Source organism: Limosilactobacillus albertensis, from assembly GCF_014145555.1.
Lineage (GTDB): Bacteria > Bacillota > Bacilli > Lactobacillales > Lactobacillaceae > Limosilactobacillus > Limosilactobacillus albertensis.
Genome location: NZ_JACIVD010000066.1, coordinates 91,502 through 102,944 on the forward strand (window position 1 = coordinate 91,502; position 11,443 = coordinate 102,944).

At 40.2% G+C, this 11,443-nt stretch carries 14 protein-coding genes; all 14 read right to left on the reverse strand.

Annotated elements, in window-relative coordinates; genetic code table 11:
• Nucleotides 1-37: 37 nt before the first annotated feature.
• On the reverse strand, nucleotides 38-262 hold the full coding sequence (locus H5S41_RS08015; protein ID WP_163704866.1) for a DUF2969 domain-containing protein: 225 nt from the start codon (nucleotides 260-262) through the stop codon (nucleotides 38-40).
• A 26-nt stretch (nucleotides 263-288) separates the two neighbouring features.
• Nucleotides 289-522, reverse strand: a complete 234-nt coding sequence (gene yidD / locus H5S41_RS08020) for a membrane protein insertion efficiency factor YidD (protein WP_182597461.1) — start codon at nucleotides 520-522, stop codon at nucleotides 289-291.
• A 6-nt stretch (nucleotides 523-528) separates the two neighbouring features.
• Entirely contained in the window at nucleotides 529-1,521 is a 993-nt protein-coding gene (locus H5S41_RS08025; RefSeq protein WP_153710176.1) for a rod shape-determining protein, read from the reverse strand.
• 117 nt (nucleotides 1,522-1,638) lie between these two features.
• Complete coding sequence (gene murA / locus H5S41_RS08030; protein WP_182597462.1) at nucleotides 1,639-2,955, reverse strand: UDP-N-acetylglucosamine 1-carboxyvinyltransferase; 1,317 nt, start codon at nucleotides 2,953-2,955, stop codon at nucleotides 1,639-1,641.
• 18 nt (nucleotides 2,956-2,973) lie between these two features.
• Complete coding sequence (locus H5S41_RS08035; protein ID WP_153710174.1) at nucleotides 2,974-3,237, reverse strand: DUF1146 family protein; 264 nt, start codon at nucleotides 3,235-3,237, stop codon at nucleotides 2,974-2,976.
• A gap of 127 nt (nucleotides 3,238-3,364) precedes the next feature.
• Nucleotides 3,365-3,796, reverse strand: coding sequence for a F0F1 ATP synthase subunit epsilon (locus H5S41_RS08040; RefSeq protein ID WP_153710173.1), 432 nt, complete (start codon nucleotides 3,794-3,796; stop codon nucleotides 3,365-3,367).
• Nucleotides 3,797-3,807: 11 nt separating this feature from the next.
• Nucleotides 3,808-5,235 (reverse strand): F0F1 ATP synthase subunit beta, encoded by a 1,428-nt coding sequence (gene atpD, locus H5S41_RS08045; protein WP_153710172.1) that lies wholly within the window; start codon nucleotides 5,233-5,235, stop codon nucleotides 3,808-3,810.
• Between the two features lie 24 nt (nucleotides 5,236-5,259).
• Complete coding sequence (locus H5S41_RS08050) at nucleotides 5,260-6,207, reverse strand: F0F1 ATP synthase subunit gamma (RefSeq protein WP_182597464.1); 948 nt, start codon at nucleotides 6,205-6,207, stop codon at nucleotides 5,260-5,262.
• A gap of 35 nt (nucleotides 6,208-6,242) precedes the next feature.
• Nucleotides 6,243-7,772, reverse strand: a complete 1,530-nt coding sequence (gene atpA / locus H5S41_RS08055; RefSeq protein WP_153710171.1) for a F0F1 ATP synthase subunit alpha — start codon at nucleotides 7,770-7,772, stop codon at nucleotides 6,243-6,245.
• Nucleotides 7,773-7,803: 31 nt separating this feature from the next.
• A complete protein-coding gene (gene atpH / locus H5S41_RS08060; protein WP_153710170.1) occupies nucleotides 7,804-8,346 on the reverse strand; it encodes an ATP synthase F1 subunit delta in 543 nt (180 codons plus the stop codon).
• A complete protein-coding gene (atpF, locus tag H5S41_RS08065; RefSeq protein ID WP_153710169.1) occupies nucleotides 8,336-8,854 on the reverse strand; it encodes a F0F1 ATP synthase subunit B in 519 nt (172 codons plus the stop codon). Before atpF ends, atpH begins: the two co-directional genes overlap by 11 nt.
• A gap of 42 nt (nucleotides 8,855-8,896) precedes the next feature.
• Nucleotides 8,897-9,115, reverse strand: coding sequence for a F0F1 ATP synthase subunit C (gene atpE / locus H5S41_RS08070; RefSeq protein WP_003666561.1), 219 nt, complete (start codon nucleotides 9,113-9,115; stop codon nucleotides 8,897-8,899).
• A 24-nt stretch (nucleotides 9,116-9,139) separates the two neighbouring features.
• The gene (gene atpB / locus H5S41_RS08075) at nucleotides 9,140-9,847 is read right to left on the reverse strand and encodes a F0F1 ATP synthase subunit A (RefSeq protein ID WP_163704870.1); all 708 of its coding nucleotides are present in this window, start codon (nucleotides 9,845-9,847) and stop codon (nucleotides 9,140-9,142) included.
• A 296-nt stretch (nucleotides 9,848-10,143) separates the two neighbouring features.
• Complete coding sequence (locus H5S41_RS08080; RefSeq protein ID WP_182602908.1) at nucleotides 10,144-11,415, reverse strand: solute carrier family 23 protein; 1,272 nt, start codon at nucleotides 11,413-11,415, stop codon at nucleotides 10,144-10,146.
• Nucleotides 11,416-11,443 lie beyond the last annotated feature (28 nt).

The following is an 11,443-nucleotide window of genomic DNA, read 5'->3' on the forward strand; positions in this document are numbered from 1 at the left end:
TTTACAAAATATTAATTAAAGAGGATGGTTCACCAAACTAATGCTGGTGAAGATGGTATTGTTGAAGGATTATTTCTAAACCTTCTTCTTGAGAACGAACGTAAAATTCGCTCTGGTCATTTATCAGCATTGCTTTGAAACGTTCATTATCGGTTACAACTTCACCAATCAATCGGTCACCAATAAATATTTGCTGAACTGGTTGATTACGACGTTCAATATCTTTAACGCTGACTTCTATTTTTTTATCTTTCTTTGACACTTTTTCACCCTTAATAACTATTATTGCTACTGACGACGAAAAGTAAAATGATTTGGGACAGGATCATATCCGCCACGGCAAAAAGGCTGGCACCGAAGAATCCGCCAGCATCCAAGTAATAACCCTTTTAGGCCAAATCGTTGGAGAGCCTCAAGCATATATTGTGAACATGACGGCATAAACCGACATACTCGAAATTGGCGACGTGCCGATATTGCGCGTTGGTACCAACGAATAAACCGACATAACATCCCGACCATTTTTAATTACTTCTTTCGCTCAGTTTTTTGCATCCGTTCCAACATCTCACCAGCACCCTTAGCAACGTTATCCAATGGGTCCTGAGAAACAACAACTGGTACCTTTAGCCGAGCACTAAATAACTGATCAATTCCCTTTAACAATGAGGTCCCACCAGTTAACATAATTCCTCGGTCAATAATATCACTAGCTAATTCTGGTGGAATGGTTTCCAAGACACTGATCGCTGCTGATACAATTTGCTCAAGTGTATCATGCAATGCTTCTTCAATCTCATTTTCATTAACAGTGATTTGCTTTGGCATACCAGTAGCAACATCCCGTCCACGGACATCCATTGTCTCTGGATCATCCACACGGAGAGCTGTTCCTAAATCCATCTTAATCTTTTCAGCAGTATGCTCACCAATGACTAACCCATGCTTATTTTTAATGTAAGAAGCAATATCGCTATTCATTTTGTCACCAGCCATTCGAATCGATTGACTAGAAACGATATCTCCTAATGAAAGGATAGCAATATCACTAGTTCCACCACCCATATCAATAACCATGTTTCCACGAGGTTTAAAGATGTCAAGGCCAGCCCCGATTGCAGCAACTTTAGGTTCATATTCAAGATAAACCTTTCCGCCACCTGATTGCTCAGCCGCTTGAATGATCGCCTTTCGTTCAATCTCTGTAATGTTAGTTGGGGCACAGATCATAATATTTGGCTTTGACATAAACCCTTTAACACTCAGCTTGCCAATAAAGTACGAGAGCATTTCCTGGGTCACATCAAAATCGGAAATAACTCCATCCTTTAATGGACGAATAGCCCGAATATTGCTAGGGGTCCGGCCAACCATTCGGTAAGCTTCCGAACCAACAGCCAATACTTTATTGGTCTTTGTATCAACCGCAACAACTGACGGTTCATTTAGAACAATGCCTTTACCTTGAACATAAATCAAAACATTGGCAGTTCCTAAATCAATTCCAATATCCTTTGCCATTAATTTATTCTCCTTTTAGCTAGTAAAGTGTTAACACTAAACTCGTTAATATCGTTCGTAATTATACCACAAAATAGGGGTCAATACAGGAGTGGCTTGCGATTTCAAGCATTTCCCCTAGTCTTGGTTAGTTTTATTTTTTGATGGTTTTACATCTAATTTAATTTTATCTTCAAAATCAACCCGGTCGATCTTTGCGCCTAATTGTTGTAACTTTTGGTGAAAATGATAATAACCACGGTCAATATACTTCAGATTACGGACCTGTGTTATTCCATCAGCCACTAAGCCAGCTAAAACTAAAGCAGCTCCAGCACGCAAGTCAGAAGCAGCAACCTCCGCTCCGCTAAAATGTGTTGGACCATTGAGGACGGCCACTGGACCATTAATTTGAAAATCGGCATTCATTCGTCTTAATTCTTCAAGATGCATGAATCTTTTCTCGAAAATAGTCTCATCAAGCATACTCGTTCCATTAGCTAGCAATTGTAAAACTGACATTTGGGGCTGAAGATCGGTAGGAAAGCCGGGGTATGGCAGCGTCTTGATATTAGTAGGGATTAAAACCGAAGTCCCTAAAACGCGAATCCCGTCTTCTTGAACAACAACCGTTACGCCCATCTCCTCAAGTTTAGCTATTAATGGAGAATTATGCTTAGCAATGGCTCCTTCAACGACAACATCACCATTTGTAATCGCGGCTGCAATCATAAATGTACCAGCTTCAATTCTATCCGGTATTACATAATGTTCACATCCATGAAGAAAGTTTACTCCTTGAATACGGATAATTTCGGTTCCGGCACCATGAACCCGTGCTCCCATCTTGTTTAGCATGTTTGCCAAATCAACAATTTCTGGCTCACAGGCTGCATTTTCAATTGTCGTTATTCCTTGAGCAAGAGTAGCTGCCATCATAATGTTCTGTGTAGCTCCTACACTTGGGAAGTCTAAGTAGACATGATCACCGATTAAATGATCCGCCCGTGCTTCTAAATATCCATCATGCTGTTCAATGATCGCACCAAGCTGACGTAATCCTTTTAAATGCAGGTCAATTGGCCGTGAACCAATCGCGCATCCTCCAGGCAATGCAATCTGCGCATGTCCAGTTCGAGCAAGGAGCGGTCCAAGAACAACCATTGAAGCCCGCATCCGACTAACATATTCCAAGGGTGCTTCTGAAGAGACAGGGTTAGACGCATCAAGTGTAAGTGAATGATTTTTTTCGTCAAAATCTACTTTAAGATTTAAGAAGCGCAATAACTGATTCATCGTTGTTACATCTGATAAGATTGGGACGTTTGTTAATTGTACGTTTCCGCTTGAAGCTAAAATAGATGCTGCTTGAATCGGTAAAACAGCATTCTTAGCCCCTTCCACTTTCACTCGACCGGCTAATCGCTGACCGCCCTTGACAATAATTTTTTCCATAAGTTCCTCCAGTAATAACTATCGAATTAAATATGTCAAATTACCAATTGCACTTAAGATATTTAAGAAAAACGTTGCGCATAAATATCCTAGTCCAGTGGCCATCAAAACAATGAGTAAAGGTAATGTTCGCGGTGGTCGGTTAAAAAAATGTTCAAAATGAATCCCTTGAATGGCCGCAAATGCTAACCAAACAAAGGCAAGTTGGACCACTATTTCAATCAAGGCCCGTAATCCTGTAATTTGCAATCGATCACCTTCTTTTAAACTAAATTTAATCATATCATATCATAAGATTAAATTAGCGTTTTATAAAAAAGCTTAACGTTATATTAAATAAGATTTCCAGATAAATAAAAAAGGAATAATGGCGTTAACCACAATCCCTTTTTTATATTAATATTCTACCTTAAATGTTGCGCTGTTTGGAAGCAGCATTCAAACGGTTAATAGCACGCTTAAGGTGAACCTCGGCACGTGATAAGTCGTTTTGATTATGCTTCTTCTTCGCTTCGGCAATTGCAGACTCAGATCGCTCTTTAGCTTTCTGTGCCCGCTCAACATCAATTGTTTCAGGCATTTCAGCACTATCAGCTGCGATTATAGCATTATGACCATCAAATTGAATGATCCCACCGTTAACTGCAGCAACTTCATCAGTGCCTTCAGAATGTTTAATTCGGACTGTACTGATTTCTAGCGCAGCAATCAATGGTACGTGGTTAGCCATGATACCCATTTGTCCACCTGCAGTGTTCATAACGAGCATTGTAACCTTTTCATTATCATAGACGGTGCCATCTGGAGTAATAATAGTGACCTTAAAAGTATTTTCAGCCATAATTATCCCTCCTAGTCTTCTGAGCTATCTTCGTCAGTATCAGCTTTCATTTTATTTGCCTTTTCAACAACGTCTTCAATTGGTCCAACTAAACGGAAAGCTTCTTCTGGAAGATCATCATACTTACCAGCAAGAATTTCCTTAAAGCCCTTGATTGTTTCTTTTAATGGAACATATTTACCTGGTAAACCAGTAAATTGTGAAGCAACACTAAAGCTTTGTGAGAGGAAGTTTTGAATCCGCCGTGCACGAGCAACAATAGTCTTTTCTTCATCAGATAATTCATCCATACCTAAAATAGAAATGATATCTTGAAGTTCATGGTATCGTTGAAGAACGTGCTGAACCTGTGTAGCAACTTCATAGTGTTCTTTACCAACAATTTCTGGAGTAAGAGCAGTTGAAGTCGAAGCTAATGGGTCAACAGCTGGGTAAATACCAATCTGAGTTAACCGCCGCTCCAAGTTAGTAGTTGCATCCAAGTGGGCAAATGTTGTAGCCGGTGCAGGGTCGGTATAATCATCGGCAGGAACGTAAACGGCTTGGATAGACGTAATTGATCCCTTCTTAGTTGAAGTAATCCGTTCTTGCAACTGACCCATTTCAGTAGCCAATGTTGGTTGGTAACCAACGGCAGAAGGAATTCGGCCTAAAAGGGCAGAAACTTCTGAACCGGCTTGAGTAAACCGGAAGATGTTATCAATAAAGAGAAGAACATCTTGACCTTTTACATCACGGAAGTATTCCGCAATTGTTAAACCGGTTAAGGCAACCCGCATACGGGCACCAGGTGGTTCATTCATCTGACCATAAACCATGGCCGTTTTTTCAAGAACCCCAGAGGCCTTCATTTCATAGTACATATCGTTACCTTCACGGGTACGTTCACCAACACCTGTGAAGACAGAAATACCATTATGACCTTGGGCAATATTGTGAATCAATTCCTGAATCAAAACGGTCTTACCAACACCGGCACCACCAAATAGACCAATCTTACCACCACGAACATATGGAGCTAGTAAATCAATAACCTTAATACCAGTTTCCAAAATTTCAGTAGCGTTGTTTAAGTCATCATACTTTGGTGCATCACGGTGAATAGGCATCCGTTTTGCATCAGGACCAAATTTCGGTCCGTTGTCAACAGGTTCACCTAAGACGTTAAATACTCGTCCCAGAGTATCATCACCTACTGGCACACTAATTGATGCCCCAGTATTTTCAACTTCCATACCCCGTTGAAGACCATCAGTACCGTCCATGGCAATTGTTCGAACAACGCCGTCACCTAATTCCAAGGCAACTTCAGTCGTTAAAGTCTTGCCATCGCTTTCCTTAATCTTCAAAGCGTCATTAATTTCAGGAAGTTTTTCGTCTAAGGGAAATTCAACATCAACAACTGGTCCGATAACTTGTAAAACTTTACCAGAACTCATGTTGTTTCCTCCTACGTTAGAAAATTATTCTTGGGCAGTCATACCACCAGTAATTTCAGTAATTTCAGTGGTAATAGCTGCCTGCCGTGCTCGGTTATATTGCAATTCGAGAGTCGAGATAATGTCATCAGCATTATCCGTTGCTGATCGCATTGCATTAGCACTTGACGAGTGTTCCGATGTCTTTGCATCAAGAATCGCTCCATAAATCAAGCTTTCTGCGTATTGAGCAACCAATGCAGAAATGATTTCCGTATCTGACGGTTCAAATTCATACTCAGATGAAACAGGGGCAGTACTTACATCAGAATTATTTAATTCTGCATTATCTTCTGCAACTGTTTCATCATCTTCAAGTAATGATTTTTCGGTAATTGGAAGTACATCGTGAACAATAACTTTTGATGTAATACGGTTAACATAGTGGCTATAAGCCATATACATTTCATCAAATACTTGGTCACTGTACATTTGAACAGCAGTCTTTACGATGCTATGAACCTCACGATATGTCGGAACATCGCTAACTCCTGAATATTCGTAAACGACATTCATTCCTCGCTTCTTAAAGAATTCTGTTCCTGTCTTACCAACCGTCAAGAAAACGGTGTTGTCTTTATCAAGATTGTGCTTAGCCATCATATCTAGCGTTTGCTTGATAATATTACTATTATAACTACCAACCAAACCCCGGTCAGACGTAATCACAAGCACCCCAGTTTTTTTAACTGCGCGCTTTTTAAACAGTGCAGCGTAAACATCATCTTGCGAAGCTGCAGATGTTGCGCTGTGAGATTTAACCAGATCAGACAACATTTGCTTAACCTTCTCAGCATATACTTCGTAGGTCTGAGTATGGTGTTGAATTTGATTCAGTTTTGCGGTTGAAACCATTTGCATCGCCGAAGTAATTTGACGCGTACTCTTTGTGGAATCAATCTTATGTTTAACTGCAGCGAGTGAAGCTGGCACTAAATCTCACCGTCCTTTCGACTAATCATCATTAACTATTTTTCTTCAGCGGCTTGCTTTTTGGTTCCTTGAAATGATTCAGAGAACTTAGCAACAGCATTTTGCAAGTCGTCGCCTTCTGGTAATTTACCAGTCTTCTTGATGGTGTCGTAGAGGTCTTGGTGGTTAGCATGCATGTAAGCAGCCAATTCACTTTCATAACGTTGAACATCTTCAATCTCAACCTTATCGATAAAGCCACGTGAAAGAGCAAATAATGTTACAACTTGTTCTTCTACTGGTAGCGGATCATGTAAGCCTTGCTTTAAGACTTCCATAGTCCGTTGTCCACGAGCCAACTTAGCTTGTGTAGCTGCATCTAGGTCAGAACCGAATTGAGCAAATGATGCCAATTCGTTATATGAAGCGATATCCAAACGTAAAGTACCAGCAACCTTCTTCATTGCCTTAACCTGAGCGTCACCACCAACACGAGAAACCGATGTACCAGCATCAATGGCTGGACGTTGACCTGCATAGAATTCATCAGAATCCAAGAAGATCTGACCATCAGTGATAGAAATAACATTAGTTGGAATATATGCAGAAACATCACCAGCTTGTGTCTGAATAATTGGCAAAGCAGTCATAGAACCTCCGCCAAGATCATCAGATAAACGAGCAGCACGTTCTAGCAACCGTGAGTGAGTATAGAAGATATCACCAGGGTAAGCTTCACGACCAGGAGGACGACGAAGAATTAATGAAAGTTCACGGTAAGCATCCGCTTGTTTTGATAAATCATCATAAACAATTAAGACATCTTTACCATTGAACATAAATTCTTCACCCATCGCTGCCCCTGCATATGGTGCAATATATAACATAGGTGCAGGGTTAGAAGCACTAGCTGAAACAACAATTGTGTAATCTAATGCCCCGTATTTCCGAAGGGTTTCAACACTAGCCCGAACAGTTGATTCCTTTTGACCAATAGCAACATAAATACAAATTACATCTTGGTTCTTTTGGTTAATAATGGTGTCCAATGCAATAGCAGTTTTACCTGTTTTACGGTCACCAATAATCAATTCACGCTGACCACGTCCAATTGGAACTAAGGCATCAATAACCTTAATACCAGTTTGAAGTGGTACACTAACACTCTTACGCTCCATAACACCTGGAGCTTTACGTTCAATTGGGCGAGTCTTATCTGTCTTAATCTCACCAAGACCGTCAATTGGACGACCTAGTGAGTCTACAACCCGTCCCAATAATGCATCGCCAACGGGTACTTCCATGATTCGACCCGTCCGCTTAACGGTGTCTCCTTCACGAATGCCTGTGTAATCCCCTAAAATAACAATACCCACATCATTACTTTCGAGGTTTTGAGCCATTCCGTAGACCCCGTTACTAAATTCGAGCAACTCACCTGCCATAGCATTATCTAAGCCATCGGCACGAGCAACACCATCACCAACATAGGTAACAGTACCCGTTTCTTCGACAGATACTTTGTCTTGGTAGTTGGCGAGTTGTTTTTTGATGAGTGAACTGATTTCCTCAGTTTTAATGCTCATAAAGGTCTCACCTCTTTGAAAAAAGATATATTTATCTAACTAGTAAACGACGAATTTGCTTAATCTTTGAGCTGAGACTACCATCCAATGTTTTATTATCAACGTGGACAATAACCCCACCTAAAATTTCTGGATCAACATGTTTAGTTAAGGTAACTTCATTAGCACCAAAACGCTTTGCAAGATTAGCTTTAAGTTGATCCTCTTGTTGTTTATCGAGTTGGATCGCTGTGATAACGTCAGCATGCATCCGTTTCATCTTACGGTCATACCGCCGTTCAAACTCATCAATAATTGCGACCATGCAGTCAATGCGGCCGTAATCAAAAACCATTTGAATTAAATTGGCAACGTACTTTGAAGCACCCTGCTGTAAATCTTTAATCAATGATTTCTTTTCATCAAGTGACAGTTGAACTCCCGCAAGTGCGGTGTCCAATCCCTCGTTGTCCTCAAAGACTTGGCGTAAAGCAATTAATTCTTGATAAGTTTGATCGAGTTCATTATCAGCATCGACCAATTCAAACAGTGCCTTCGCATAGCGATCAGCAACCGTCTTCTTATCAAGACTCATGTTCTACCAACCCTTCAATATAGGAATCGATCAATTCTTTTTGATCGTCTGCCTTTAGTTCTTTTTGGATGAGTTTGGAAGCAATCTCAATAGATAAGTTTGCAACGTCATCCTTAGCACTGTTTAATGCATCGCGACGTGCCTGTTCAGCATCTTTTTGTGCTTGTTGCTTGAGAGCTTGTGCATCTTTTTGCGCCGTTTCAACAATCTGTGCTCGTTGAGTCTCACCAGACTTTTTAGCGTTGCTTACGATATCAGCAGCCTCTTGCCGGGAGCTTTGTAACTCAGCTTGACGCTTTGCAGCCATTTTTTCAGCACTTTCACGTGAACGGGCAGCATTATCGATGTCATTAGCAATCTTATCCGCACGCTTCTTCATCATATCAGTTACCGGTTTCCAAGCAAAATGCTTAACCAGTAGCATCAAGATAATAAAAGTAACGATGTAGAATACTAAGTCACCAATGTATAAACTGTTTGATTCAGCTAACACACTGTTTACAAACATCTATTGACACCTCCTTATCTTAAAATTAAAAACTTAAAATAATTACTTGTTCATAACAAGGAAGCCAATAACGATGGCAATAATAGGCATGGCTTCAATCAAACCAACACCAATAAACATCGTTGCTTGTAATCTACTTTGTAATTCTGGTTGACGTGCGATACTGTCAACAGTGTGTCCGATTAAGATACCATCACCGATACCACCACCGATAGCGGCACCCATAGCCGCGAGTCCTGCAGCAATTGCTCCTAATGCCATTTTAAAATTCCTCCTTAGGGATTATTATTCGGAAATCTTCCGAGAAATATAAACCGTCGTTAATGTTACAAAGACATATGCCTGAATTGAACCGATAAATACGGAGAATCCTTGCCATGCAAGTTCCAAAAGTAATCCTGGAATAATGGTTAAGGCTCCATGTGAGAATGCCATGTTGGCAATTAAACTCATTAAAAGTTCACCGGCAAAAATGTTACCAAAGATACGGAGACCTAGAGTTAAGAAGTTAGCAAAGTCCTCAATAATGTTAACAGGCAGCATTAATGTAAATGGCTTGGTGTATCCTTTAAGATACCCGCCAAGGCCATTATGTGCTACCCCAGCAGCATGTGCTAATACCATTACCATTAGAGAAAGTGTTAACGTAACAACTGGATCTGCCGTTGGACTTCTAAGTACTTCAGCCCCATTCCAATGGAATTGGAAAATTAAACCGAATTGGTTTGCAAAGAAGATAAAGACAAACAAAACAAAAGCAAAGAAACTATAATGTCCTTGTTCTGATGCCGGCATCTGACTCCGCACAATTCCGTTAGTGAAGTCAACTAGCCATTCAAAGACATTTTGCGCACCAGTCGGCTTCATCTGGATCTTTCGTGACATCCCGTAAAGAGTGAAGAACACGATTGCGTAGATAATCAGTCCAGAAACAATATTCGTTGTATTGAAAGTGAGTCCGAAAAGCTTAAAAGTTAAAGCATCACCGCCCATTCATATTCCACCTCTTTCCTTATAACAATAATTTGGCTTGTAAATTGGACGAACGTTGCAAATAAAACGAACTACCCCAAGTTACGAATGTTAATATATCATTAATTTGATTAAAATTCAAAAAAATATTAGTAGTAGGCAGCACTACTAATCATTTGATAACCCTACAAAGAAACCGATTTCAACATTTTTTATAAACTTTTCTTTTAATCTTTATTTTTCTGCAACTACTTAATTACTCTGTCGCATTATCAAACGAAAAAACAGGATGGGAGATTTCTCATCCTGCTCTAAATTTACACTTCGCTTTTTGCCTTTTGCGGTAGTATAAGGTTCATTAAAATTCCTAAAACTGCTGCAACTGCTAAACCAGAGAATTGATATTTGCCTAATTGAAGATAAGCATTACCGATCCCAATCACTAAAATTACAGATGCGATCATTAAGTTCCGCTTTTCATTAAAGTCGATTTTATTCTCTATCATCACTCGCAAACCGCTTGATGCAATAACCCCAAACAATAAGAAAGAAATTCCGCCAATAACTGGAGAGGGGATTGATTCAATTAACGCACTGAGCTTACCAATAAAACTAAAGAAAATGGCAAATGCTGCTGCTCCAGCGATAACATAGACAGAATGCACACGGGTAATTGCCATTACGCCAATATTCTCACCATAACTGGTAACAGGAGGTCCGCCAACAAATCCGGCAATAATGGAGGCCGTTCCATCTCCTGCAAGAGTATGATTTAATCCCGGATCCTTAAAATAGTTTCGCTCTGTAAGCTCATTTAGGACCATAATATGACCAAGGTGCTCAGTCATTGTCACAAATGCAATCGGTGCCATACTTAAAATCGCACCCCAATATAATTGCGGATGGTAATCAACAAAAGGAATTTGAAAATCAGGAAGACTAAACCAGTGCGCTTTCATTACCGGGGTAAAATTAACAACCCCAAACAGTACGGCAATGATATACCCCGCAACAATCCCCATTAAAATCGGAATTAATCCGAGGAATCCTTTAAAGTACATATTAAAAATTACCGTTATCGCCATTGTCAGCATTGCAACCGCAAAGAAACGCAGGTCATAATGGCCGGTTACTGAATTAATCGTTGCATCTTTAGCAGCAGTCCCAGCAAGCGAAAGACCAATTACAACAACAATCGGTCCGACAACGATTGGCGGCAGTACGCGATCGATCCACTTTGATCCTAACAATGTTACAATCACGGAAACAATTAAGTAAACGCAACCCACGGCAATTGTTCCTTGCGCAATCCCTGGATACCCCGTAGTTTTCATCAAAGCCATCATTGGTACAATAAATGAGAAACTCGATCCCATATATGCAGGGATTTTATGCTTGGTAATCAATAAATACATTAAAGTACCGACACCAGAACTAAATAAGGCAATTCCTGGATTCAGTCCTACTAAAATTGGAACTAAAACAGTTGAACCAAACATTGAAAACATATGCTGTAATGATAACCCGAACCAATGCCAGGGAGCTGGTCGCTCATCAACGTCCAACACAACATTATCACGATGTGCCATAATATCCTCCTAAGAAAAAACGACCTTG